The organism is Shewanella sp. 30m-14 (assembly GCF_052977125.1).
This window is the reverse complement of sequence record NZ_JBRILW010000030.1, coordinates 1-25,719: the sequence shown is the minus strand read 5'-3', so window position 1 is coordinate 25,719 and position 25,719 is coordinate 1. Positions and strand designations below refer to the sequence as shown.

The window sequence follows — 25,719 nt, the reverse complement described above, 5'->3', positions numbered from 1 at the left end:
CCATTAAAAAAGCCAATCAACACCGATTTTAAAGGGGTGTGATTGGCTTTTTTTGTGGGCGATTATCAAAGGCTTTAGAGAGTATGCTGTAAGTACCTGTGCTAACGTTCAGCACTGCTACTAGTACTTGTTACTGGCACTTAGCATTAGCACTCGACGTTTAGCAACCATTAGCCATTTCGTGCTGATTGGTATAAGGCGTAGCCGACAAATACTGATTAGCGCCTATCATTAAGCTGTGTATTACACGCCGTGCCAGTTACGCATTTGGTTTGCTTCTTTAGACAATTCGACAACTTCTGAGCGAGTCATCATATCTTGCAAGGCAAGCTTATCGCCATTGATAAGGATCCATAAGTTACCAATTCCAAGTAGTGACCAAACAAGTCTAGCGGCCGCAGTCACCATGCTAAGGTTTTGCCCATTAGGATGCTGGATTTTAAGGCGCCAAGCCCTCATCCCTAATGTTTGTCCCCCCTTGCTCCAAAAGCTGATATAAAACAGACCCACACATAGCACAATCCAAAACTGATAAATGCCTTTATATAGTGCAGTTTCATTAAGCAAGTCAGAGACGTGCTCAAACCCCGCCATATCGATTAGGCCACTGGCAGTTAAGCCGGTAAAAATACCGAAGCCAATCGCGCCCGCAACCATATAAACGGCAACAGCGAGAAGAAGATCATAAACACTGGCACCACAGCGCTTAATAAAGCTCGCGCGTGGAAAGTTCGCGTGTTCATTATTGGGCATATAAGAAGTCGTCATTTATATCACTTTTATTAGGTTTATTGGATGGTGATAAACAGTTACTGGCTCACACGTTATGACTTTTTCGGTTCATCTTTATGGTAGTAGATGTCACTAAAGCCAAAGCGTGCGAACTCTTTAGCGCGAAAGTCTTTAACAGCAGAGGAGCCTTTTGAGGTCATAGCAACTTGCTGCTCCATCATCAGGTATTGTGTTAAATCAACGCCTTCTGCTGCAGCTACTGCTTCGTAGATGTCATGAAACTTGTCGTAAGCAAAGTTAATCTCTTTTGCTTGGTTCTTAAATTTATAGGTGATTCTGGTTGCCATTTTTAGCTTCTCTAATGAAATTGCCCTTATGATACCAAATCTCGGCTATAAGGTATAAACCATATAGCAGGCATCCTCGGTATAGCTAGAAAGATCCTTTTCGATAGCCTTGCTCTGAAATCCCTGTTTCGCCCAGTAATGGTGTGCGCCCTGAACGGCTACCAAAGAGATCGTTGCGTATTGCTGTAGCTTCGCAAAATTAACAAGGGCCGTTAGAGCGAGTCGACCCGCTCCTTTACCTTGAGCCTTAGATGAAAGAGCAATATCGTGCAAATACAGGGTATTTGCAGCTTCTATCTCTGATAATACTTGCTCTAAAGAGGGCGGAGTATCGAGTATCCAAGGGTGTGATAAACAGTAACCTATCACTTGCGATTGTGACTCAATGACAAAGCAACTCTCTGGAGAGTGGCGCCACTTACTTTGCAAAACATCGAGTGATTCAGGCTCGATTTGCGGGTAGCACTCAAGTTGGATTGCTAGAATATTGCCCCAATCTAGAGGTTGGATCTGACGTAACTTCATACCGTGTCCTGTTAGTTGCCCTTACTTCCAGCACCTGAACACAAGCGCTGGAAGAATGGCGGTAGCCTGTAATTTATAACTAGCTTAAAGGTAGCGTTGTTCTAAGTGCTTCTTAAAGTGTGCAGGATTAAGGGTTTCACCCGTTGCTTGACGCATCAAGTCGTTGGTCTCTAAAAGACTACCTTGCGACCAAACATTGTCATGTAACCAGCCGGTGACATCTGCGAGTTTTCCTGCGTCAATTAAGGCCTCTAAGTTACCGATACTTTGTTCCATTGCGCCTTTAAATTGGGCCGCGTACATAGCGCCTAGTGTGTAACTCGGGAAATAGCCAAGCTCGCCTACAGCCCAATGAATATCCTGCATACAACCATTCTTATAATCACCGTCAGTGTTTATCCCCAACAACGCCTGCATTTGAGCAGACCAGAAGTCGGGTAAGTCTGCGACCGCAAGCTGACCTGTGACCAGGGCCTTTTCTGCTTCAAAGCGCAGCAAAATATGACAAGGGTAGGTCACTTCGTCGGCATCGACTCGGATGTGTCCCGGTTTGACTCGTGAGTAGATGTTTGTCAGTTGCTGGTGGCTTAGCTCGCAGCCAAGTAGTGTTGTTAAGTGTGGCTGAATAAGCTTTAGAAACGCAGGGCCACGGCCTAATTGCATCTCACAGAATAGACTTTGGCTTTCATGCAGTGCCATTGAGCGCGCAAGTCCAGCAGGTTGGCCGCGCCAGGCTAGTGGTAAGCCTTGCTCGTATTTAGCGTGACCCGTTTCATGCACTATACCCATCAATCCGCTGGTAAAGTCAGCCTCATCGTAGCGAGTCGTTAGGCGCACGTCACTGGCGACGCCACCACAAAAAGGATGGCTACTGATATCGAGCCTGCCATGGTTAAAGTCAAAGCCGAGAATATTCATTACCTCTCTGCCTAGCTTAGCTTGGTTATCAGCACTGGCAGTCGGAATAGTAAAACGGGGTTGTGACTTTTGCTTATCTTGAATCGTTTGAATTAAGCCTGGTAACCATGACGTTAATTGACCAAAGATTTGTTCGAGGCTAGCGGTGGTCATTCCGGGTTCAAATTTATCGAGGAGCGCATCGTAAGGGCTAACATTCTGTGCTTCGGCGCGAATATTGGCTTCCTCTTTGGCTAACTCCATAAGGCTTTCAAGATTAGGCTTAAAGCCTTGCCAGTCGTTATTACGACGTTGCTCACGCCAGGCTTGTTCACAGTGATAAGCCGCCTTAGTTTTGGCTTCGACTAAGTCTCCGGGAACCACGTTAGCTTGTAAGTACTGATAGCGAATTTCACGCAAGTTAGCTTGCTGCTGCACAGTGAGTGGCAACTGCTCAGCTTCCTCAATAGTGTGAGCTAACATTGGCGCTGTTTTTAATGAGTGAATATGTTTGGCAAGTTCGGCCATTGCCGCGCCGCGAGCGTCACCCCCTCCCATTGGCATCATGGCGGCCTGATCCCAATCACCTAACGCACTTAGATGCTCAAAATGGCTAATACTTTGAAAGTGTTGAGTTAAGGTTTCATAGTGCGGGTTTGTGTTGCTGCTCATAATGTTTATTTCGATCGAAAGGTTTACGGCTATGCTAGCACGTAATTTTGCGTCCATTAAGCGCTAAAAAGCTTAGGTATGTCTCCAGTCTATGCTGTCAGTAGATCTACTCGCTAATTTATCCATCCAGCGTGCCATGAGTCGAAACCATAACGGGAAGTCAGTCATATTGAGAGCTATTGAGGTAGAGGGTGAGTCATTAGGTTTAGACTGATTTAGTCGTTTTTACTCGTAGCATTTTAAAAAACGCATAAATTATTTGTGCATATAAATTCGTTGTTTGTGCTTATTAAATGGATTGAGCTAACGGGTTTGTGTGCTGGGCTATTGTAGCTTAAGGGTCAAATAATTAAGTGAAATTATGTGACCTATCAGCCTCCTCCCCCCACCTCATACTTTTGAACTATTATTCAGTCCTACTTTAAGTTATCACTATAGCGCTTGTTAACGAATTGTTGTCGGTGCGGACGTGTGCTAGGTTTTATTTTGTGATTTAGTTGTTTTCACCAAAAAGAAATAATAAAAAAGTTTATAAAACTAAAAATAGAGTGGGTCGCAGTGCTCGGTCTAATGTTTGAATTTTGGAGCAAAAATATGAAATTAACAAAAGTAGCTACGGCGTTAATCGCTTTATCTCTTGGCATGTCTGCAGGTGCTATGGCAAGTGAGCGATATGTTATTCAGGTCGATAATGATAAGAAAGGCGTGATTAAAGCTTTAGCTAAGAAAGTGGGGGGAGAGCTAAACCTAGAGGGCAATGGCTTTATTGCTGCGACATTTTCAGGCAAAGATTTAGCTCAGGTTAAAGGCCTATTAAATAACCCGCATGTTAGATTAGTCGAAGTGGATCAGCCCCGTTTCTTAATGTCATTTAGTGATGACGCAGGTAACCCAATGACGCAGCAAGTTACGCCATATGCGGTTAAGCAATCAAACGTCAACGATATTAGTTTTAATGCTAGTGCTGGTATGAAGGTCTGCGTTATTGACTCAGGCTTAGATAGAAGTAACCCTGATTTTGTTTGGAATAATATTGATGGTGAAAACGATAGCGGCACAGGTAGCTGGGACCAAAATGGTGGGCCACATGGTACTCATGTAGCCGGAACAATTGGTGCTGCAGATAACAGTATTGGCGTAGTGGGCATGGCACCGGGTGTCGATATGCACATCATCAAAGTGTTTAACGCTGATGGCTGGGGGTATTCATCTGATCTTGCCCATGCAGCAAATCTATGTAGCCAAGCCGGCGCTAACATTATTAGTATGAGTTTAGGTGGTGGAGGCTCCAACTCTACCGAGTCTAATGCATTCCAATCATTCAGTGATGCAGGTGGTTTAGTGGTCGCTGCTGCAGGTAACGACGGTAATAGTGTTAGATCTTATCCCGCGGGCTATCCATCAGTCATGATGGTGGGCGCCAATGATGCTAATGACGCGATTGCTGACTTCTCGCAATTTCCAAGTTGTACGACAGGCCGAGGTAAAAAGCAGCGCACCGACACCAGTATCTGTGTCGAAATTGCTGCAGGTGGTGTCGATACCCTCTCGACGTACCCCGCGGGGATGGCGACGGCTTCAAATATGAGTGTTGATGGCAATCCGCTAGCCAGCTCAGCAATGGAGAACGCGGGTTCTATAAATGGCAGTACTTACTTCATGGGCACCGCCGAAGCAATCGATTCAGGTGCGAATGGGAAAGTATGTGTTATCGATCGCGGCGTTATCTCATTCCATGACAAGGTGCTCAATTGCGAAACCTCGGGTGGTGTCGGTGCGATTATCATCAACAATGAACCTGGCATGCTTTATGGCACGTTAGGTGATACAAACGCTACGTCAATTCCAGCGGTTGGCGCAGCATTTGAGGACCGAGCATTGGTCGTAGGGGCGGCGAGTGCTGAGCTCTCAATTGGCACATCTGATTACGGCTTTATGAGTGGGACCTCAATGGCGACGCCTGCAGTATCAGGTATCGCAGCACGGGTTTGGTCTAATCATAATCAGTGTACAGGTGAAGAGATCCGTGCGGCACTCAACGCGAGTGCTAGGGATTCTGGCGCTAGCGGCCACGATGTCTACTTTGGACACGGTATTATTAATGCAGAGGCTGCAGATACATACCTGACTGCAAATGGTTGTGCAGGCGGTGATGGCGGGGGCGATCCGGGGACGGGTGATGGACTGACCGTAACCACTAATCACTACAAGCAAAGAGGCGTTAAGATTGTAGAGCTGAACTTTAGTGGCGCAGCGGGTAACAATGTTGATGTTTACCGCAACGGTACTCAAATCGATACCGCCTCTAGTGCAGCGACCTATACCGACAGAATTACGACTAAAGGTGGCGGAACCTATACCTATAAAGCCTGTGATGCAGGAACATTAACTTGTAGCGCGGATGTCAGAGTCACTTTCTAAGTATTTATAATGCTACTCAACATAAGAAGGCCTGCAATTGCAGGCCTTTTTTATCGCTAAGGTGAGATTAAATCGGCTGTAAAATCGTCAGCGCAGGTTGCAGGTTTTTAGGCCAAATTTGATAAGCTTTATGGTGCTTAATCAATGAGGCTTTTTTATCACCTGGGCTCAACAATAAACCGTGTTGGTAAGCTGCTTTAGCGAATGTGGCTTCATCTGCACGCACGTATAAGGTAAGAGGTTTGATTAACTCATCACCTTGAATGCGTTGAGCCATCTGCTCATCTGAGATAATTAAGCTGTTACAGCCATCACTATCAAGTTTGAGCTTTTTGGTCACCTCTTGATCGGTAATGATTAACCACTCTTGGCTTTCTAGCTCAGCTAGCATGGCCTTAAGCGACTGGCCTAAACCCGATTGCTTGTCACTAATGTAGCTGTATTGAGCTTTAATTTTTTCTAGCAATGTTTTTAATTCGGCACCCGCCCCCATGCTGCGAGCCTGACGGATCCACAGGGTTAAATCATTGGCGACCAATTTTGAATAAGTGCGTTGCTTTAATGCGGTTACCATCCAGCTGCAAAGGAAGTGACTCTCAGCTGTAGGCGTTCTTACGCTACTACTTTTAGCGCTAGCTTCAGACAGTGCGTCTAGTCCTGCGATGGCGAACTCTAAAACAGCTTGGTTATAGGTGATATCTGACATTGTTTCTCCGCCGTGGTGATGTGATAAGTGAGACGGCGAGAGGATTATACCTAATGGCGTTGTAAGTATGAAATTTACTTGCTCGCTAAACGTATTTTTTCGATCGCTATCGGCGTTTAGCGAGCTGTTAATATCCATTATGGAATTAAACTGGCCGCAGTCATGATTAACTCTGGTGCCGGACGGACTCTAAAATTGGGGTTCACGTATTGAAAGTGTATTAAACCATCACTATCGGTTATATAGATGGCTGGTACAGGTAATACTAAACGTTGCTCACCCTGTGGTGTTTGCCATAGCTTATTTTCAAGTTTCAACTTGCTTAAATAACGATTGGTGACTTTCTCGCTAGTAAAATAAGCCAGACCAAATGCTTTACTGGCATGTAAGTCTGCATCAGATAATAAAGTGTATTTTAACTCATGTTCCGTCATCGACTCTTTAAGTTTAGCTGGAGTATCTGGCGAGATCCCAATCAGTTGAAATCCCATCTCAACCAGCTTAGGTTCAATCGCTTTGAGTTGCCCCATTTGTGAGTTACAAAATGGGCACCAACCACCGCGATAGAAAAATATCACACTTGGTTTACCTTGGGTGAGCTTGGCAAGATCAATGTTGCGATCATTAAGATCTTTAAGGCTAGCTGCCGGGATCGTTTGGCCATTCATCAGAGGCGTTACATTGAGCTCGTCGCTGGCAATAGGCTTAGCAAAAGTAGGTAAACAGAGCAGTAGTAGACTAATAGCTGCAAAGGTGTTTTTTAGCATGATTGTTCCTTTTCGTAGGCTAAAGATGGTACGTAGCTACCAGACCTTGAAAGTGTCACTTTAATTTCAATGCTGAAGGAATATGCATTTAGCGCAAAAAAGGCACCATTAGGTGCCTTTTTTGTTTATAAAATAATTCGATGTCCGTACTGCGATTATTTTATCTTCTTTATTTTTGCTGGTGATGCATTTTTTACCTTTACGCGGCGGCCTTGCATGTTTTTCTCTGCAATAACCTGTGCGCCAGCGTTATCGACACGCTGCTGTTTTTTAGCAAAACTGCGGCGTTTCTGTAGTTGTTTGATCAATAGATCGCGGCTACCCACTTCATAGCCAGGAATGCTAATGCGGCGCAGTTGCTGGCCAATTAACTTTTCAATATCGGCAAGAGTGCGCTCTTCTTCACGGCTCACAAAAGAGATAGCAACGCCTGATTTACCAGCACGACCTGTACGGCCAATACGGTGAACATAATCTTCTGCAAGGAAAGGCAGGTCGTAGTTAACTACGTACTCTAAGCCTTGAATATCAAGGCCACGAGCTGCAACTTCAGTTGCCACTAACACGCGCATCTTACCTTCTTTAAACTCACGTAGTGCACGACGACGGCTACCTTGTGCCTTTTCACCGTGAACAACCGCAGTTGGAATACCATCAAGGTTAAGCTCTTTTTCAAGTTTGTCGGCAGCGTCGCGAGTGGCAGTAAAGACGAGCACTTGTTGCCAGTTCTTTTTACCAATTAGCTCAGACAATAGTTCGCGCTTACGGCGCTGCTCAACAGGGTAAACTACTTGACTAACAGTAACCGCGGTAGTGTTTTGCTTGTCGGCTGCAATGATATTTGGCTTAACCATCATAGTGTTTGCCAGCTGCTTTACTGCGGTAGAGAAGGTTGCCGAGAACAATAGGTTCTGACGCTTCTTATTGACCGCTTGTAGAATTTTTTGGATATCGGCACTAAAGCCCATATCTAGCATACGGTCGGCTTCATCTAGGACTAAAAAGTCGACGTTAGATAAGCTTAGGTTACAGGCAACGATATGCTCAAGTAGGCGGCCAGGTGTTGCGATAATAATATCTGCGCCGCGCTTTAGTTTAGTCGCCTGACTGTCCATTTTTACGCCACCTAAAATGGTGACGATTTTCATGTCGATGTACTTAGCGTAATCGTTAATATTGTCAGCGATTTGCGCAGCAAGTTCGCGCGTTGGGGTTAAAATTAATGCGCGAGCATTTGAGCGACCGGTCGTGCTTGGGTTATCGAGCATTTTTTGCAAGATTGGCAGCGCAAAAGCGGCCGTTTTACCCGTACCTGTTTGGGCACTAGCAAGTACGTCTTGTCCGCGACGAACGGCAGGGATCGCTTGCTGCTGAATTGGTGTCATTTTTTCATAACCACATTCAGAGATTGCACGCAAAATCTCGGGAGCAAAACTAAAAGATTCAAATCTCATGATTGAGTAGTCCTATGTTCAACAATTCAATTGCTAACAGGTAACGCTAGCAGCTATCTATACCATTAAAATGGCGGTGGCGGAGTATAGCAAACTTTTAGGTTAAAACCTGCACTTTTTAGTTGTAGGCCTAGGGAGTGGCATAAAAAAAAGCAGCACCTAAACGCTGCTTGTTAGTTCGAACAGATAAAATGATTAGATAGCCGTGGTCACTTTATTTAGCCAAGTTAAATCATCACCTTGCATAAAAGGCGATAGTTTATCTTTAACTTGTTGATGGTATTGGTTAAACCAGTTGACTTCAGACTCGGTTAAATACTGTTTGTCGATGAGTCGCGAGTCCATAGGGATAAAGGTCATGGCTTCAAATTCAAGCATTTCCCGTTCGCTATTGGTCAGTGTTTGGCATGGACGCACAGCGATTAAGTTCTCTAATCGAATACCGAACTCATTGGCGCGGTAATAGCCTGGTTCATTTGATAACACCATGCCTTCGAGTAGGGCAACGTTTGAGCGCCCCTTAGCGATGCCTTGCGGACCTTCATGCACACTTAAATAGTGACCTACGCCGTGACCGGTACCATGGTCAAAGTCAAAGCCATGCTGCCATAAATATTGGCGAGCAAAGGAGTCTAGTTGCATACCGCTAGTGCCTTTAGGGAACTTAGCTTGGTCAATTGCAATGTGACCTTTTAATACTAAAGTGACCATCTTCCTCTGCTCATCGGTAACATCTCCAATGGCAATGGTGCGAGTCACATCTGTGGTGCCATCTAAATACTGAGCACCAGAGTCGACAAGATAGATGCTGTTCATTGTCATCTGAGCTGGGGTGCCATTATTGTGGTTATAGTGACACATGGCGGCATTGGCGCCTGTGGCTGAAATCGTATCGAAACTCGGCTCCTGGTATAAGGGATCGCTTAAGCGAAAGCTTTCCAGTTTATCTGCAAGTACGGCTTCATCGTATAGGCGATTAGCGGCAACTTCGCGATCTAACCAAGCAAGAAAACGGCTTACTGCCACACCATCACGGATATGACAGGCTTTCATGCCTGCAAGCTCAGCCTCGTTTTTCTGCGCTTTAGGTAAGGCGACCGGATCGATCCCAGCGATAAGCTGTGCGCCCGCCGCCTGAGTTGTAAGTTGCAGCCAAGCGTTACAGCTCTCTGGGCTTGCCAGCACTTTAGTGCCGCTTAGTGTGGCAAGTTCAGCTGCCAATTCTGACTCATTTTTAAAGCTAACCCCTTCACCCACATGCTCGAGGATGTTTTCTGGTAGCTTGTTTGTGTCAGTAAATAACAGCATATCGCCATTGGCGTGCAGTAATGCCGTTCCTAACACCACTGGTAGGCATGGGATATCTTTGCCGCGAATGTTGAGTAGCCAGCAGAAAGAATCTAAGGCTGAAATAATGGCAATGTCGGCGCCCTGTTTTTTGATCTCAGCGCCAATGGTTTTGCGTTTCTCTAGGCTGCTGCGACCAGCGCTTTGCGCGCTAAATAGCATTATAGGGTGGCTTGCAGGAGATGGTCTGTCAGTCCAGTGCAGATCAATTGGGTTCTGCTGGACCTGAGTGAGCTTTATTTGCGCTTTAGCAAGCTCGCTATGGGTGTGGTTAAACCAGGCTAGAGTATGCAGGCGGGCATCGAAGCCGACGTTAGCGTTCGTGCCAAGCTGCTCGATTAGCCACTGCGCCTGTGGCGTATCGTGAAGGCTTAAATACTCAAATAAATCGGCGTCTACTTGCTGGCGTACTTGCACGGTATAACGGCCATCGACAAAGATTGCCGCGCTGTCTTTAAGTATGATAATCGCGCCAGCTGAACCGGTAAAACCGCTGGCCCACAACATGCGCTCATTATGCTCTGGCACGTACTCGCCCAAGTACTCGTCGGCGCGTGGAATAATAAAAGCGTCCAGATTAGATTTAGCCATTTCAGTGCGAATCGCGCTGAGGCGTGCTGCAATAGTATTTGACATTCAAACTCCGTTATCAGCGTAAAAGCCGTGTTGTACTGGCTATAGGCTGTTTATTTTTGTACGAATTTAGCGCGGAGATTACCATAAAGCGCTTTTGCTTGGGAGGTTAAGAGCTGTAAATTTATCTGCGGGAGTCAGTATCTGTGTGAAGCTAATTGGACGAATTGTTTATTAAGCCAAGTGTTCATGCCACTATGGCTTAATATAAAAATTGGTTATAAACACAGCGCAATATTTACACTTTGCAGCATTAAGGAATACCTATTTTATGCCATTTAATGTTTGGATATTAATGCTAGCACAGGCATTTGCCATGAGTGCCACGCCTATGATGATGCTGCTCGGTGGCTTGATTGGCGCTGAAATTGCGCCATCACCTGAGTTGGCGACCCTGCCCATCGCCTCGATGGTGATAGGACTCGCCTTGTCTGTGCTGCCTGTCTCTAAGTTGATGCAGTGTTTTGGGCGTAAGCCGGTTTTTATCTGTGGCGCCTTAGTTGCGGCAATGTCTGGGCTGCTTGCGGCATTAGCGACATCTCAGCATAATTTCATTTTGTTCTGCCTTAGCGGCACATTACTTGGGGCTGCAGGTGCTGTGGTGCAGCAGTATCGATTTGCGGCTATGGAGTCGGTCAGTGAGGTTATGGCTGCGAAAGCAGCATCTAGAGTGTTACTTGGCGGCCTTGCTGCGGCAGTTATAGGACCCGAACTGGCTGTGTGGGGAACAACCGTCTGGCAACAGGCCTATGTTGGTGCGTTTTTGTGCCTAACCGTCGTTAGCCTCATTGCAGCGCTAATTTTAAGTTTCTACCGAGAGCCTAAACTCGAACAAGCCTTAGAAAATAAGACTGAAAAAGTTGATGCTAGACCGTTAATGAACATATTAAGCCAATCACAGATCTGGGTTGCCATTGCGGGGGCGACCCTAGGCTATGCCATGATGAGTTTTGTTATGACGGCAACGCCGCTGCATATGCATCATGTTGAGCATCACTCCCTCGCCGATACAAAATGGGTGATCCAAAGTCATATTATCGCGATGTATTTACCTTCGTTATTTAGCGGCATACTCATTGCCCGTTTAGGGGTATCTAAGATGATGTTATTGGGTCTTTGCGCTTACCTTATCACCATAGTGACAGCGATTATGGGGCGGGATCTACTTAACTACTGGGCTGCGCTAGTACTACTTGGTATAGGCTGGAACTTCCTATTTGTAGCCGGTACAGCCTTACTCCCACGCTGTTATAGCAAGAGTGAGCGCTACAAGGTGCAAGCATTTAACGACACGTTTGTATTTGGTGCGCAGGCGCTGGCATCACTCAGTGCGGGCTTAGTGATCCATAAGCTAGGTTGGAGCGTGTTACTGGTCAGCTGTTTGCCTTTGATAGCCGCACTGCTAGTCCTTATCGCTTGGTGGAAGTGGTGCCGAGTAAAAGCTGTATTTGATCAATAAGTGCTGAATTGAGCTTGAGCAATCTTGGGAAATCGTGTCGATAACTATAGAGTAATTGCTCAATATTAACGCGGTTAACGTTTATTCTAAACCCCAGTGTAGGGTTGTAAGTCTTTATTATGTTAGAATTTTATTTGTTCGTGGGGATGGGTATTAGTCGTGGTATAACCGTGTCATTGGGGGCTGAGTGCAAACATTAACAATCGATATTAGTGGGTCGAAAGCCTTATTTGAGATAAAAATTCAAGGCCGAATCGAGCAGTACAAAATCGCTGTGGCAGATAGCTTTAACATAGATAGTTTAAATACTCAGCTCATAGAGCTAGAGCAAGATTATGGCTTAAATGACTACGCGCTAGGCATTGCGCTTCCAGGGTTAGTACAGGAGCAGCAATTAGTTTCATGTCAGTCGTTACCCGGGCTTAAGGGCTTAAATGCCGATAAGTTAATGACTAAAGCTGCGCGTATACTGATTGCCAATGACTGCGATGCTGGCTTACAGGCGCTGATAGACCCTAAGCAAGTATGTGAGCTACTCGTTATGTGCGATATGGGTATTGGTATGTCTATTGCGATTAATGGCGTACCTTTTACTGGTGCCTCTGGAATGGCTGGTGAATTGGGGCATTGTCGTTTGATGACCGAGTCGGGAGATTTTAGTCTGGAGCAGCTATCGAGCGGCGCGGCAATCAAACGTCGCAATATAGTACGTAATGAAGATCTCGCTCGAGCTGGTGGTTATATTGGCACCAGCTTAGCTTGGGTTGTAAATCTATTTAACCCATCACGGATCCATCTTGCGGGGAATTTGATGAGCAACCCCCACTACTATCAAGGTTGCTTGGCTTCTATAAAAGAGATGGCTTTAGCGATCCCTATGGCACAAGTGAAAGTTAATCGTGTTGATGACCGCGAGACTATTGTTTGTCGTGGTTTAAAAGTGATGCTGGCTAAATAGTGTTTAGATGAATCAGACGCTACTGTCTGTGAATGGATGTGGCAGCATTTTTGGTGTCACGCTATTATTTCACTATCTTCATTTATTAGTCCTTTAATACAGTCCTTTAATACAGTCCCTTAATGTAGCTCTTTAATATAGCTCTTTAATATAGCTCTTTAATATAGCTCTTTAATATAGCTACTTAATATAGCTCTTTAATATAGCTACTTAATTAAGTTCCTCCATGTTCCTCAAAATTAGTCCTCCTAATTGCGATCAAAACTGATTACTGGGATCGATAATTATTTGCATTTTGTCCTATTTATTACTGACGCTTTGTATATTTTATGCTAGAAAGTGGGTCATAAAAGTGTGTCATTGTCATTGGTTCAAATGAATGAGCCTTGTTTAGGTTTAAATATAAATAATTAAGTGAAGGGTAAGCATATGACCTTAGGTGTTGGCGGTTCTACCGCAGAGCAGGAATTAGCAAAATTAACGAATATGACTCAAGGTGTTGAGGCTATAAGTCGTGAAGAGTACCAAGCTCGTATCGCTAAAGCGCAAGCTATTATGAACGAGCAAGGAATTGCCGCTATTTACCTTAATGCAGGCACTAACCTTTACTATTACACCGGTACACGTTGGTATGCGAGCGAGCGTATGGTGGGGGCGATTCTTCCAGCTAAGGGATCGCTTGAATATATTGCACCAGCGTTTGAAGTTGATACCTTAAATGGTTACATGGTCATTGGCGGTAAAGTTAATACTTGGCAAGAAGATGAGAGCCCGTTTGCATTGTTCGGTAATGTACTGGCGAACATGGGGATTGATTCGGGTAATATCGGTATCGATGAGTCTGCTGCGTTCTTTATTTTTGATGGTGTGCGTCAAGAGCACCCACAGTATAACTATGTCAACGCTAAGCCTGTTACTGCGGGTTGTCGTATGATCAAGTCGGCTGTAGAAATAAGCCTGCTACAACGCGCTAAAGATATGACAATGGAAGTGCATAAAGCGGTAGCGCGTATTTTGCATGAAGGTATCACCACTAGCGAAGTGGAAGCCTTTATCAATGCTGCACATATTAAGGTTGGCATTCCTGCAGGCTCTTACTTCTGTATCGTGCTTTTCGGTGAAGACAGTGCTTACCCGCATGGCGTTAAATCGCCAAAGGCGCTAGAGCTTAATGATACGGTATTGATTGATACTGGTTGTCAGCTACATGGCTACAACTCAGATATTACTCGAACCTACGTATATGGTGAGCCTAGCCCACGTCAACGTGAGTTGTGGCAGTTTGAGCAAGACTCACAAATAGCTGGGTTTGAAGCTGCGCAAATAGGTGCAACCTGTGCCAGCGTTGACCGCGCAGCGCGTGATGTACTAGAAGCTGCTGGTTTTGGCCCTGGTTATGATGTACCGGGTCTGCCACACCGTACTGGTCATGGGGTTGGTTTAGATATTCATGAATGGCCTTATTTGGTACTGAACGATCACACTCCACTTGCAGCTGGTATGTGTTTCAGTAACGAGCCAATGCTGTGTGTACCAGGCGAGTTTGGGGTACGTCATGAAGACCACTTCTATATGACTGAGAATGGCCCAGTTTGGTTTACAAAGCCAGCTCACTCAATTGACGACCCATTTGGCTACGAAGCGTAAATTGCTAAGCTAGATTATCAAAGAGTCATCAAAGACGCCTCGTTATAAGTAATGAGGCGTCTTTTTTATGTCGCAAGGGTTATGTGTACCGGGTAAGTTTGGCGTGCGCCATGAAGACCATCTATTTATACAAGAGTATATGACAGAGCAAGGCCCTGTGTGGTTCACAAAGCCAGCGCACTCAATCGACGATCCGTTTGGCTACGAAGCGTAACGTTTCAAATGAATGTCAAAAAAAAGCCCGAATGTTTATGCATTCGGGCTTTTTTATGGTGATTCATTCTTTAATCGATACTGATAAGTTCAACATCAAAGATCAGGGTTGAACCTCCTGCGATTTTGCCTGCACTGCGGTTACCGTATGCCAATTCACTTGGTATAAAGAAACGCGCTTTCTCACCAACCACCATCAACTGTACGCCTTCGGTCCAGCCTTTGATTACACGGTTAAGTGGAAAGGCAATGGGCTCTCCACGATCTACTGAGCTGTCGAAAACAGTGCCGTCAATCAAGGTGCCATGATAATGTACGGTTACAGTATCGCTTGCTTTCGGGTGCACAGTGCCAGTACCTGGTTCAAGCACTTGATATTGCAGGCCTGAAGCTGTGGTTGTTACGTCATCTTTTAGTTTATTATCGGCTAAGAAAGCACTGCCGATAGCGATATTCTCTTTGGACGCCTTTTGGTTATTCATAGAGGAGAAAAAGTAGAAAACAACACAGGCAATAATCACAACAGCTAAAATAACTTTCATTTTTGAATCACTTTGGTTTGATTAGACACTCATGATAACGAATCCCTCTCTAGAGGTAAATCCGTGCAGAAAATCGTGGTTAAGCAGAGCTTAATTGGGATGCAAACCTTAAGTTTACTCACTTAAGTCAATAGTGCTGTTAATATCTTTGAATAAACAAGGTAAATCAGCCCGAGATTTAAGCTGATAGTAAGCCATAAGATAAACTTAAACCGACCTTTAGATGACTTGTGCCTGAGCCATTGTTGAGCCAGTAGTGCTCCTGGCCAGCCGCCTAATAAGCTTAATAGGTGTAGTTTAAATTCGCTGACGCGCCATCGATTTTTACGTGCTGAACGCTTATCCCAGCCGTAGGCAATAAACGTCACAAGACTTGTAATGATAAAATAGAGCAAAATCCAGAGTGGGATATGTTGTTGTGAGTAACCGAAGCTCAAGATACAGATAAAGCTTAGGGCGACTCCAATGCTGAAGCGACTGCGTGAACTGGTGAACTTTCGGCTAGGTTTGACCTCGCCTGTACTCAGCAATTGCACTCGCTGGGCTTGTAATTTGCCTTGTCTATCTTTGCTCTGGTGAAACTGGACTCGATTGCCCGCTTGTGGCCGTGGGCTGTTATTGACGAGGGCTGAGATGTGTAAAAATACTTGCAGTTTTTGCCCTGGGATTTGGATAAAGCCAAAGCCCTTAGTATCATCCCAACTGTCTATTGTGCCACGTGTTATGCCTACTTTTGTCATCGAGTTCATTTGCTTCTATTGGCAGGACGATTGTTGAGTTAAATTGTCACTCTAGTTTACGGTCATTGAGGCTGTTGATTACAAAGCCAGTTAACAAGACTCGTCAGTGCAGCACTCTTCTTGCAAGAATTGTATTAGGCCATCTAAGCAGTCAAATTGTGGAATGCAATGCAGTACACGCCCCTCTCTATGTTGCTTGACCAAGCCTGCAGACATTAAACTTGAAAGGTGATGAGACAAGGTAGAGTTTGGGATCTGTAACAATTCTTGTAGCTGGCCTACCGGCAGCCCTTTATGGCCCGCTTTGACAAGACATCTAAATAGGGTCAAGCGCGTTGGGTGACCCAGCTCTTTTAGGGCTTTGGCGGCAATTTCAGTGTCCATATTCAGTGTCCATATTCAGTGTCAAAATTTAGTGGCTATAGTCAGTGGCTATATGCAGAGTCGATCTAGAGTGGCTATTTTTAGCGTTTAAATTCAGCGTGTAGATTAAGTATTTTAGTTAACGCAGCTTAAAAACAATGACTATGTTTCTGTATTATTCGAAATGATAGCAGGAAAACAGCGACCGACAAGTGCTATTTGTATCGGTCGAGAACTTTTGCTTTTTTAGGTTAGTTTTTCGCAGGTTTTTCTGAGATCCAAAGTTTGATAGTACCTTGCACGACGACAACCCCATCAGTGTCATAGGCGGTGACAGGGACTAACATATCACCTGGAGTCCATTGCTCAGGCTTCACCTGTGCAATACAAGTTATATCGCTGCCAGCCTTAGCGGTGTAGTCCACGCTCATCCCCTTTGGGATCCATCTTAAGTGATGTGGAATAGAAGCCTCAGCCATCACGCCCATTGCCATCTCAAGTCCGTTACAGATCGCAATAACGTGTACAGTTTGGATATGATTGTGTACTGCTTTGCGCTTTTTTATCTGACAGACACAGCGATTCACATTTAATTCACTGATGATGGGCTTTACTGTGCCAAAATAAGGAGCCATACGGCTCACCATTAGCGAGAATATTTTATTGCCAAATGGCAACCGAGTGACACGGTTATAGAGAGACATGACTTTAGTGGGCTTGTTATTAGTATTGATGTTGCTCATCAGTTGCTTGTCCTTGTATATCTTACGCGGTTCTTACTGGTCGGATGAGGTTAACATTGAATTAACAATAAATGCCAGCCGTAGGTTAATTTAGCTTTAGAAAAGTAAACTTCATTTCCTTTTTTATGGAAATGGGACGTATAATTTTGCCGACAAAAAGTTTTGTGTGAATTAAGGAATAAAGTGAATTATTTAAAGACCTACCTTAAAGGGATGGCAATGGGAGCCGCCGATGTGGTTCCTGGTGTTTCAGGCGGCACGATTGCCTTTATTACCGGGATCCTCGATCCGCTATTAGAAAGTATAAAGAAGATTAGACCCTCTTTATTGACTGTAATAAAAGAGCAAGGTGTAAAAGCCGCTTTCATGCATATTAATGGTCCGTTTTTAGTGTGTGTTTTTGGCGGGATCTTAACCAGTATCCTTACCTTGGCTAAATTGATCACTTATCTGCTAGATACTCATCCAATTCCTGTGTGGTCGTTTTTCTTTGGTCTTATCGTTATCTCAGTTGTGCACATGCTTAAGCAGGTACGGGGGATCACCATAGGACGTTTAGTATTATTTGTTTTAGGCGTTGTTTTTGCGTGGGGTATTACCATGCTAAACCCTATAGCGCTTGAAATGACTTATCTGAATGTCTTTCTTGGTGGCTGTATTGCGATTACCGCAATGATTTTGCCTGGGATTTCAGGCAGCTTTATATTGTTACTCCTGGGGTTATATACGCCAGTGATTGGCGCGGTGAAGAACTTTGACATTGCGATTATGGCGACCTTTGCCGCAGGTGCGGCAATCGGCATACTCAGTTTTAGTCACGTATTGTCAGCGCTGCTGAGAAAGTATCATGACGCCACGTTGGTATTTTTAACGGGCTTGATGCTGGGTACCTTAGGTAAAATTTGGCCTTGGAAAGAGGTGCTGACTTTTCGCGAAAACTCAAAAGGCCAAATGGTGCCGCTTGATGAGCGTATCATTTCGCCAATGCAGTATGAACACCTTACCGGTCAACCTTCGTTGGTGATTTATGCCGTTATCGCCATGTTTGCCGGTATTTTATTGGTATGGGGCTTGGAGCGTTTTGCGCAAAAGAGCCGTTAAGCATATTGTTAGTTAAGATTACTAGTTAAGTAAGTACTTGAAACGCCAGCATAATAGCTGGCGTTTTTTATGTGTCCTTATTAATATAAATTGTAGCAAAAGTGATCTTTGTGTAAGTTGGAAACGTAAGTACTTCTTAATAGAGGAGTTTGACCATGAGCCAATTTAATCCAGATAAAATCCAAATCGGAATTAGTGCCTGTTTACTCGGAGAGAAAGTACGTTTCGATGGTGGTCATAAAGCGTCGAGTTATTGTCGTAAAGAGATTGCTGAGCATTTTCATTACGTGCCAGTTTGCCCTGAAATGGCGATTGGCATGGGGGCGCCAAGAAAATCGATTCGCCTTGAAAAAGACGGTGACGTCATCTTTGTAAAAAGCGCTGATGGTTCGGTGGATGTGACTGACAAATTGAACGCATTTAGCGAGAAAAAAGTTCAACAATTGGATTTTTTGGGCGGTTATATCCTGTGCGCTAAGTCACCGACTTGTGGTATGGAGCGGGTGACTGAATATAAATATGGGACGAATAATGGCTGGAAATCTGGCATTGGTGTTTACGCTAGAAAATTAATGGAGCGATACCCTTTATTGCCTGTTGAAGAGGAGGGGCGGCTGCATGATTTACGGATCCGTGAAAACTTCTTTACTCGCGTTTATGCCTATCATGACTGGCATTGCTTAAAAGTATCAGGCTTTACCAAAAGTAACCTCCTCGATTTTCATGCTCGTTATAAATATATGCTAATGGCACATAATCCCAAACTATATAGAGAACTCGGGCCTTTACTAGCCGATTTGACTGGCGACCTTGAGCAAATCGCCAACGATTACTTTACTGGCTTTATGCAGATCTTAAAGATCAGAGCGACCCGTAAAAATCACACGAGTGCGCTGCAGCATATCCAAGGTTACTTCAAGAAACATTTATCGAGTGCTCAAAAGTCTGAGCTGAGCGAATCCATCCTTAAATATAACCAAGGCTTACAACCTATTTTGGTGCCGATGACGCTTATTAATCATTATCTAAGAGAGTTTCCAACGCCTTATATTGAAAACCAAGTCTATCTAAACCCGCACCCTCAAGAGCTAAAATTACGCTATGCCTATTAGAGATGATATTTGAGCACAGGAGAGACTAATGAGTGAGCATCAGCAACCATTTGGTCACGCCTTGATTTGGTTTAGAAATGACCTGCGTTTACAAGATAACCAAGCCTTAATGGCTGCTTGTGAGTATGCAAGCAGTCGCGGTGCCAGTGTCAGAGCGTTATTTTTAGCTACACCAACGCAGTGGCAAGCCCATGATGTCGCACCGATCCAATTAGATTTTATTGAAAGGCAGCTTAACTTGCTTGCTGTAGAGCTCGCCAAGCTTGGGATCCCTCTCGATGTTTGTCATCTAGAGACTTTCGATGAGATCCCTCAATGGTTAGGCAGATACATCAATGATTGGCAGATTGAAAAAGTCTTTGCCAGCAGTGAGCCAGAATTTAACGAGCAGCAACGAGATCATGCTGTCGCAGTATCCGGGATTAATATTGAGCTTTACCAGCAGCATTGCCTGCTGGCACCTCTTAGTGTGCTTAATCTATCGGGGGCGATGTATAAGGTTTTTACCCCGTTCGCAAAAAAGTGGCGTCAAATTGCGGCACAAAATCAGATAACGACTTTAGCTAAGCCACAAGCGGTATCGGCAGCGCTACCTAAACCTAATCACTTAAACTTGCATTGTGAAAAACAGTCGAGCCAAGCATGGACAGCGGGTGAGGAAGCGGCTCAAGAGCAGTTACGTCAATTTGCAAACCACAAGTTGGTCGACTACCAAAAAACACGAGACTTTCCCGCGCTTGATGGAACCAGTCAAATCTCTGCATATCTGGCGATAGGCGTGCTTAGCCCGCGCCAATGTGTGCAAGTATTGCTAAGCCATTTTCCAGATGCCCTCGTTCACGATGAAAGCCCCGCTCGATGTTGGCTCAATGAACTCATTTGGCGTGAGTTTTACCGTCATCTGCTGGTGGCTTTTCCAAGACTATCCAAGCAGGGCAATTTCAACCTTCTCGCCAATAACATTGCTTGGCGTAATAATCCGCAAGAATTTCAAGCCTGGTGTGATGGGCGCACCGGTTACCCACTGGTTGATGCGGCTATGCGGCAACTCAATCAAACGGGCTGGATGCATAATCGCTTACGTATGGTCACTGCGAGTTTTTTAACCAAGCATCTGCTTATCGATTGGCGTTGGGGGGAGGGGTATTTTAAACAAAAGTTGATCGATGGTGATTTAGCGGCGAATAACGGCGGCTGGCAATGGTCTGCGGGGACCGGGTGTGATGCTCAGCCCTATTTTAGGGTGTTTAATCCTATTTCTCAGTGCGAAAAGTTTGATCCAACAGGCGCTTTCATCCGTAAGTATTTACCTGAGCTAGATGGCGTAGATTTGAAATTAATTCATAAGCTTAAAATGCCATCACCTGCGCAGCTTTTTGATAGTAGCGTTTATGTTCCACCCGTTTATGTTCCACCCGTTTATGTTCCACCCATAGTCGAGCACAAGTTTGCTAGAAATAGAGCTATCGCCGAGTTATCCGTAATGAAGCGTTCTACAAGCAAAGAATTCGTTAACACTGGCACTGTGGATTTAGATAAGGAGATTTTTGGATGATGTCCAATATTGAAGTGTTCACCTCAGATAAGACACCTTGTGATGTCAGTGACCAGCTTGCCGATGAGAAAGTACTCGTTGATAACTTTATTGCTTTGTATCAGGTGCTTAATAAAGATAATTTGCATCAGTTAGCACAAGTCTATAGTGAAGATATTCAGTTTAGCGATCCGCTGCACCATGTGTCTGGTCTTGCAGCGCTTACCGAGTATTTCGGTAAACTTTATCAGAATATCGATTTCATCCACTTTGATATCCATCAGGTGATACATGCCAAGGGAGCTGCAACGCTCATATGGACCATGAAGTTTGTACACCCTAAACTTAATGGCGGCGCAGAGATCTCAGTCGAAGGGGTCAGTTTACTTGGGCTTGAGCGCAAAATTACTCAGCATCAGGACTTCTTCGATGTGGGCGCGATGTTATACGAGCACATTCCTTTGCTTGGCAGTGCAGTCAAGATGATTAAGGCTAGGGCTTCAACATGAATGCGGCCACAATCTCACCCAAGGATCAAAAAAGCGTGCTGATTACTGGAGCAAGCTCTGGTATTGGTTTGCAGTTAGCAAAAGACTACTTAGCCGATGGCTGGAAGGTATTTGCTTGTGGACGTAATCAGCAGGCGTTATCTCAGCTACATGGGGCTGAAAAGCTTATATTTGACATAACAGACAATGAACAGGTTGCAGCACAAGCGATTAAAGTGAAGTCGCAACTATCGCGCCCGCTAGACTTAGTTATTTTAAACGCGGGTAGTTGTGAATACATAGATGACGCACTCAATTTTGACGGTGAGCTTTTTGAACGAGTGATCCGTACTAATCTGATTGCCATGGGTTATTGCTTATCGGCATTTACCTCAATGATTGCAAAGGGCGGCAGGTTGGCTTTAATGGGCTCAAGTGCTGTGTATTTGCCTTTTTCGCGCGCTGAAGCTTATGGTGCATCTAAAGCCGCCGTGCAATATTTAGCAGCGACTCTTGCTATCGACCTAAAGCCACACAATATCGGTGTGAGCGTTATTTGCCCCGGCTTTGTTAAAACCCCGCTAACGGATAAAAACAATTTTTCAATGCCGATGCAGCAAACGCCAGAGCAAGCATCACAGGCGATTCGCAGCGGGCTAGAAAAAGGAGCGCGAGAAATTCATTTTCCGAAAAAATTCACCTTACTTCTAAAGCTCATCTCGTTACTCCCAAGAAGCCTATGGGAGAGATTAAATCGTCCCCCACATTCGGCTTCGCCTGAACCTTTGACGGCCCAAGCTAAAAGTACACCGTCTATAAATACAGAGCTTGAAAATACAGAGTCTATAAATACAGAATCTACAAATGCGAAGTCTCAGAATGCAGAACAACAAGCAGATAAGCCAACAGCAGCTAAAAAGGTACGCTAATGAATATCGTAGAAAATAATAAGCAGCGTAAAACAATAGCGATTGTAGGTACCGGGATCTCGGGGCTCACCTGCGCGCATATTTTATCTAAAAAGCACGACGTCACAGTATTTGAAGCGAATGACTATATTGGCGGCCACACTGCTACGGTCGATGTTGAAGTCGCGGGAAAACAGTATGCTATTGATACAGGGTTCATCGTGTTTAACGACCGCACTTACCCAAGATTTGAGCAACTTTTGGCAAGGATAAATGTTAACGCGCTGGCCACAGAGATGAGTTTCAGTGTACATAATGCCAATACTGGACTGGAGTACAACGGTAATACCTTGAGCTCTTTATTTGCTCAAAAGCGTAACTTATTTAGGCCTAAGTTCTGGTCATTTATTTTAGAGATTTTAAGATTTAATAAGCTCTGTAAACAAGCTTTTGCCGACGATAGCTATGAATATCAAACATTAGGTGAGCTATTAGATGCGAAGGGGTTTAGCGACTTCTTTAGTGAGCATTATATTTTGCCGATGGGCGCGGCTATCTGGTCATCCAGTATTGACGATATGCGCGCTTTTTCACTGCGTTTCTTTATTCAGTTTTTTCAACATCACGGTTTATTAAATATTGCCGACAGACCGCAATGGTATGTGCTTGAAGGGGGCTCTCGCAGCTATATCCCTGATCTAATCGCGCCCTTTAAAGAGTCGATTCATTTAAATAGCCCTGTCACAGCGATAAAGCGAACTAACAAGGGAGTTGAGTTAAAAATTGATCAAGGTGAGTGGCAGGAGTTTGATGAGGTGGTTTTGGCCTGTCATAGCGACCAGGCCTTAAACATGCTTGAAGATGCTACTGGCGATGAGCAGCAAGTGCTAAGCCAATTGGCTTATCAGAATAATGAAGTCGTCTTGCACACAGATGAAAAGCTCATGCCTGAGCGAAGCGCTGCATGGGCAAGCTGGAACTATCGCTTAGACGGTAATACTCAGCGCCAAGCATCTGTAACCTACAACATGAACATTTTGCAGCGTTTGCCAGCATCGGCTCCGACATTTTGCGTGACATTAAATCAATCAGAGTTGATCTCACCAGATAAGGTACTGCGTACTTTTAATTATGCGCACCCGGTTTTTAATGAGCAGAGCATGCGAGCTCAATCTCAGCGAGAACTGATTTCAGGTGTTAACCATACCCATTTTGCGGGGGCATATTGGTACAACGGTTTTCATGAGGACGGTGTACACAGTGCATTTGATGTATGTGAACACTTTGGGATGCGTTTATGAGCCATGCGCTAAAGACATTGGTCAGCGGTGTCTATACAGGCAATGTCATGCACCGACGTTACCAACCAAGTCATCATGGATTTAATTATCCGATGGCGATGCTTGGTATCGATCTTGATGAATTAAACCAATTAGAAAGCATGAGCTGGGTATTTTCATCTAAGCATTTTGCGCCGCTAAGGTTTAAGCAAACTGACTACTTGAATCAGATGGTGGCAGAGCAACCGGATTTAAAAACCCGAGTATTGCTTAAGACATCAGAGCTTGGTGCTAATCAGGCTTGTAATAGGGTGGTATTTGTCGGCCAAGTTCGTCACTTCGGTTTCTACTTTAGCCCGATAAATTGCTTTTTCTGTTACAGGGATACTAAAGCGAAATACTTACTCGCTGAGGTGAGCAATACACCTTGGAATGAACGCCATTACTATTTGATTGACCTTGAAAAGCCTGAGCCAACAGATAAAGCGTTTCATGTCTCGCCCTTTATGGACTTGAATATGAAATATATATGGCGGATTAAGGCGCCAGCTTCAGACGTTAGAGTTGGGATTGAAAACCGTAATACGCAGAAACTGTTCGATGCCAATTTATGCTTATTTAAGCGAGAGATGAGCGCTCAAAATTTAAAGGCAATGCTGCTTAAGTTTCCTTTTATGACCTTAAAAATCGTTCAGGGGATCTATTGGCAAGCACTAAAACTGTTTATTAAGCGCGTGCCATTTATTGGCCACCCAGATAAGCCAGCGGAGAAATCATAATGGAAAATATAACCACTAAACACAATCTGGCTACTGAGCGCTTGCCTGATAGCCTCGCAAGAAAGTTACTCCTCAATGTGCTGCCAGGTTTAGCTGAGGGCCACTTAAGTCTTATCGATGGTGAAAACAGTTATGAGTTTGGCCGCAAAGAGTCTGACTTACATGCCACGATAGTGGTGCATAAACCCCGTTTTTATCGCCAAGTGTTATTGTCGGGGTCCATTGGCGCTGGTGAAGCTTATATTCAAGATCACTGGTCTAGCCCTGATTTAACGAAAGTCGTGCAGCTATTTGCTCGAAATTTGCCTCTACTGGATAAATTAGAGCAAAAGTTATCATGGTTGACCGCGCCATTTAGCCGCTTATCGCATCTGGTTAATCGTAATACTGAAGCGGGGTCAAAGCGTAATATTCTTGCCCATTATGATTTAGGTAATGAGATGTACCAGCAGTTTCTCGACCAAGAGATGTTGTATTCCAGTGCCTTATATCCTCATAGCGGTGCAACACTTGATGAAGCGCAGCAACATAAGCTTAAGACCATTTGTGAGCGCTTAGATTTAACGCCAGGGCAAACTTTACTGGAGGTCGGAACCGGTTGGGGAGCATTGGCTATCTATGCTGCTAAGCATTATGGGGTCAAGGTGACGACCACCACCATCTCCGATGCACAGTTTGAGTATGCGAAAAACCGTGTTGAGCAAGAGGGGCTAGAGGATAGTGTTAGCTTACTTAAAGATGATTATCGTATTTTAACGGGTGAATTTGACCGAGTGGTTTCTATTGAAATGATTGAAGCCGTAGGGCATGAATATTTGCCCGGTTTCTTTAAAAAGCTACAAAGCTTACTTAAACCGAATGGGCGTTTACTTATTCAAGCGATTACCATTGCTGATCAGCGTTACGATAGCTACCGTAAAGGGGCTGATTTTATTCAGCGCTATATCTTCCCGGGAGGTTGCTTGCCTTCGGTGACCCGTATGACCAATGAGCTGACTAAGCATACCGACTTTGTCACTTGGTCGGTGGACGATATGGGGCTAGATTATGCTAAAACCCTAAAAGATTGGCACAATAACTTCGATGCGGCATTGCCGCAAATAAAAGCGCTTGGCTACGGCGACGACTTTATTCGTATGTGGAAGTTTTATCTAAGCTACTGTGAGGGCGGATTTTTAGAAAGAACGACTAGCACAGTGCATTTGGTCGCAGTTAGACCGCAGTACCGCTTACTGTCATAACCGCTAGCTCTTAAGGGCGTTTGATATGTTATCAGTACAATCGATAAAGCGTGGCAGTGAGTGCTTAATACTGTTTACAGCGGTTGCACCTGTTACATTCGTTGCAGTGC

The 25,719-nt window shown here is 44.6% G+C and carries 24 protein-coding genes and 1 pseudogene; 13 read left to right on the top strand and 12 right to left on the bottom strand.

Going from position 1 to position 25,719, the window contains the following annotated elements; translation table 11 throughout:
* Positions 1-243: 243 nt before the first annotated feature.
* From ACVBIU_RS17965 to ACVBIU_RS17950, 4 genes are all read right to left on the bottom strand, one after another.
* Positions 244-753, bottom strand: coding sequence for an RDD family protein (locus ACVBIU_RS17965; protein WP_447160356.1), 510 nt, complete (start codon positions 751-753; stop codon positions 244-246).
* A 71-nt stretch (positions 754-824) separates the two neighbouring features.
* Positions 825-1,079 carry a DUF2960 domain-containing protein gene (locus ACVBIU_RS17960; RefSeq protein WP_012276091.1) on the bottom strand — a complete coding sequence of 85 codons (255 nt, stop codon included), beginning with the start codon at positions 1,077-1,079 and terminating at the stop codon, positions 825-827.
* Positions 1,080-1,124: 45 nt separating this feature from the next.
* On the bottom strand, positions 1,125-1,604 hold the full coding sequence (locus ACVBIU_RS17955; RefSeq protein ID WP_447164464.1) for a GNAT family N-acetyltransferase: 480 nt from the start codon (positions 1,602-1,604) through the stop codon (positions 1,125-1,127).
* An 84-nt stretch (positions 1,605-1,688) separates the two neighbouring features.
* A complete protein-coding gene (locus tag ACVBIU_RS17950) occupies positions 1,689-3,173 on the bottom strand; it encodes a carboxypeptidase M32 (protein ID WP_447164463.1) in 1,485 nt (494 codons plus the stop codon).
* 594 nt (positions 3,174-3,767) lie between these two features.
* On the opposite strand from ACVBIU_RS17950, the gene ACVBIU_RS17945 reads away from it, so the two are divergent.
* Positions 3,768-5,594, top strand: coding sequence for a S8 family serine peptidase (locus tag ACVBIU_RS17945; RefSeq protein ID WP_447164462.1), 1,827 nt, complete (start codon positions 3,768-3,770; stop codon positions 5,592-5,594).
* A gap of 67 nt (positions 5,595-5,661) precedes the next feature.
* Here the strand turns inward: ACVBIU_RS17945 and ACVBIU_RS17940 are convergent, their stop codons facing one another.
* The 4 genes from ACVBIU_RS17940 to ACVBIU_RS17925 all read right to left on the bottom strand — a co-directional run bounded on the left by ACVBIU_RS17940 (position 5,662) and on the right by ACVBIU_RS17925 (position 10,504).
* Positions 5,662-6,300, bottom strand: coding sequence for a DUF2913 family protein (locus tag ACVBIU_RS17940; protein WP_447160304.1), 639 nt, complete (start codon positions 6,298-6,300; stop codon positions 5,662-5,664).
* Positions 6,301-6,437: 137 nt separating this feature from the next.
* Entirely contained in the window at positions 6,438-7,067 is a 630-nt protein-coding gene (locus ACVBIU_RS17935; RefSeq protein WP_447160305.1) for a peroxiredoxin-like family protein, read from the bottom strand.
* 155 nt (positions 7,068-7,222) lie between these two features.
* Positions 7,223-8,521: a DEAD/DEAH box helicase gene (locus ACVBIU_RS17930; RefSeq protein ID WP_447160306.1), complete on the bottom strand. Its 1,299-nt coding sequence runs from the start codon at positions 8,519-8,521 to the stop codon at positions 7,223-7,225.
* Positions 8,522-8,716: 195 nt separating this feature from the next.
* Positions 8,717-10,504 (bottom strand): aminopeptidase P family protein, encoded by a 1,788-nt coding sequence (locus ACVBIU_RS17925; protein WP_447164461.1) that lies wholly within the window; start codon positions 10,502-10,504, stop codon positions 8,717-8,719.
* A gap of 268 nt (positions 10,505-10,772) precedes the next feature.
* Here ACVBIU_RS17925 and ACVBIU_RS17920 point away from each other — a divergent pair, with 268 nt between their 5' ends.
* The 4 genes from ACVBIU_RS17920 to ACVBIU_RS17905 all read left to right on the top strand — a co-directional run bounded on the left by ACVBIU_RS17920 (position 10,773) and on the right by ACVBIU_RS17905 (position 14,779).
* Entirely contained in the window at positions 10,773-11,960 is a 1,188-nt protein-coding gene (locus tag ACVBIU_RS17920) for an MFS transporter (RefSeq protein ID WP_447164460.1), read from the top strand.
* Positions 11,961-12,147: 187 nt separating this feature from the next.
* Complete coding sequence (locus ACVBIU_RS17915; protein ID WP_447164459.1) at positions 12,148-12,918, top strand: ROK family protein; 771 nt, start codon at positions 12,148-12,150, stop codon at positions 12,916-12,918.
* A gap of 429 nt (positions 12,919-13,347) precedes the next feature.
* Positions 13,348-14,565 (top strand): M24 family metallopeptidase, encoded by a 1,218-nt coding sequence (locus ACVBIU_RS17910; RefSeq protein ID WP_447160310.1) that lies wholly within the window; start codon positions 13,348-13,350, stop codon positions 14,563-14,565.
* Between the two features lie 67 nt (positions 14,566-14,632).
* Complete coding sequence (locus tag ACVBIU_RS17905) at positions 14,633-14,779, top strand: hypothetical protein (RefSeq protein WP_447160359.1); 147 nt, start codon at positions 14,633-14,635, stop codon at positions 14,777-14,779.
* A 70-nt stretch (positions 14,780-14,849) separates the two neighbouring features.
* Here ACVBIU_RS17905 and ACVBIU_RS17900 read toward each other — a convergent pair whose 3' ends face one another.
* The 4 genes from ACVBIU_RS17900 to ACVBIU_RS17885 form a co-directional block, all read right to left on the bottom strand.
* A complete protein-coding gene (locus tag ACVBIU_RS17900; protein WP_447160311.1) occupies positions 14,850-15,320 on the bottom strand; it encodes an FKBP-type peptidyl-prolyl cis-trans isomerase in 471 nt (156 codons plus the stop codon).
* Between the two features lie 122 nt (positions 15,321-15,442).
* Positions 15,443-16,069: a DUF1294 domain-containing protein gene (locus ACVBIU_RS17895; RefSeq protein ID WP_447164458.1), complete on the bottom strand. Its 627-nt coding sequence runs from the start codon at positions 16,067-16,069 to the stop codon at positions 15,443-15,445.
* Between the two features lie 81 nt (positions 16,070-16,150).
* Positions 16,151-16,444 carry an ArsR/SmtB family transcription factor gene (locus tag ACVBIU_RS17890; RefSeq protein WP_447160313.1) on the bottom strand — a complete coding sequence of 98 codons (294 nt, stop codon included), beginning with the start codon at positions 16,442-16,444 and terminating at the stop codon, positions 16,151-16,153.
* 230 nt (positions 16,445-16,674) lie between these two features.
* The gene (locus tag ACVBIU_RS17885; RefSeq protein ID WP_447160314.1) at positions 16,675-17,166 is read right to left on the bottom strand and encodes a hotdog fold domain-containing protein; all 492 of its coding nucleotides are present in this window, start codon (positions 17,164-17,166) and stop codon (positions 16,675-16,677) included.
* 183 nt (positions 17,167-17,349) lie between these two features.
* Here ACVBIU_RS17885 and ACVBIU_RS17880 point away from each other — a divergent pair, with 183 nt between their 5' ends.
* The 8 genes and pseudogenes from ACVBIU_RS17880 to ACVBIU_RS17845 all read left to right on the top strand — a co-directional run bounded on the left by ACVBIU_RS17880 (position 17,350) and on the right by ACVBIU_RS17845 (position 25,609).
* Positions 17,350-18,267: a DUF368 domain-containing protein gene (locus tag ACVBIU_RS17880; RefSeq protein ID WP_447160315.1), complete on the top strand. Its 918-nt coding sequence runs from the start codon at positions 17,350-17,352 to the stop codon at positions 18,265-18,267.
* 155 nt (positions 18,268-18,422) lie between these two features.
* Entirely contained in the window at positions 18,423-19,379 is a 957-nt protein-coding gene (locus ACVBIU_RS17875) for a YbgA family protein (RefSeq protein WP_447164457.1), read from the top strand.
* 28 nt (positions 19,380-19,407) lie between these two features.
* Positions 19,408-20,934 (top strand): deoxyribodipyrimidine photo-lyase, encoded by a 1,527-nt coding sequence (phrB, locus tag ACVBIU_RS17870; RefSeq protein WP_447164456.1) that lies wholly within the window; start codon positions 19,408-19,410, stop codon positions 20,932-20,934.
* The gene (locus ACVBIU_RS17865) at positions 20,931-21,422 is read left to right on the top strand and encodes a nuclear transport factor 2 family protein (protein WP_447160318.1); all 492 of its coding nucleotides are present in this window, start codon (positions 20,931-20,933) and stop codon (positions 21,420-21,422) included. The genes phrB and ACVBIU_RS17865 overlap by 4 nt, the downstream gene beginning before the upstream one ends.
* Positions 21,419-22,153 (top strand): annotated as a pseudogene (locus ACVBIU_RS17860) (SDR family NAD(P)-dependent oxidoreductase); the annotation flags it as partial. The gene ACVBIU_RS17865 and the pseudogene ACVBIU_RS17860, both read left to right, overlap by 4 nt.
* 176 nt (positions 22,154-22,329) lie before the next feature.
* A complete protein-coding gene (locus ACVBIU_RS17855; protein ID WP_447160319.1) occupies positions 22,330-23,610 on the top strand; it encodes an NAD(P)/FAD-dependent oxidoreductase in 1,281 nt (426 codons plus the stop codon).
* Positions 23,607-24,368 (top strand): DUF1365 domain-containing protein, encoded by a 762-nt coding sequence (locus ACVBIU_RS17850; RefSeq protein ID WP_447164455.1) that lies wholly within the window; start codon positions 23,607-23,609, stop codon positions 24,366-24,368. The genes ACVBIU_RS17855 and ACVBIU_RS17850 overlap by 4 nt, the downstream gene beginning before the upstream one ends.
* Positions 24,368-25,609, top strand: a complete 1,242-nt coding sequence (locus ACVBIU_RS17845; RefSeq protein WP_447160321.1) for a class I SAM-dependent methyltransferase — start codon at positions 24,368-24,370, stop codon at positions 25,607-25,609. Before ACVBIU_RS17850 ends, ACVBIU_RS17845 begins: the two co-directional genes overlap by 1 nt.
* Positions 25,610-25,719: the final 110 nt, after the last annotated feature.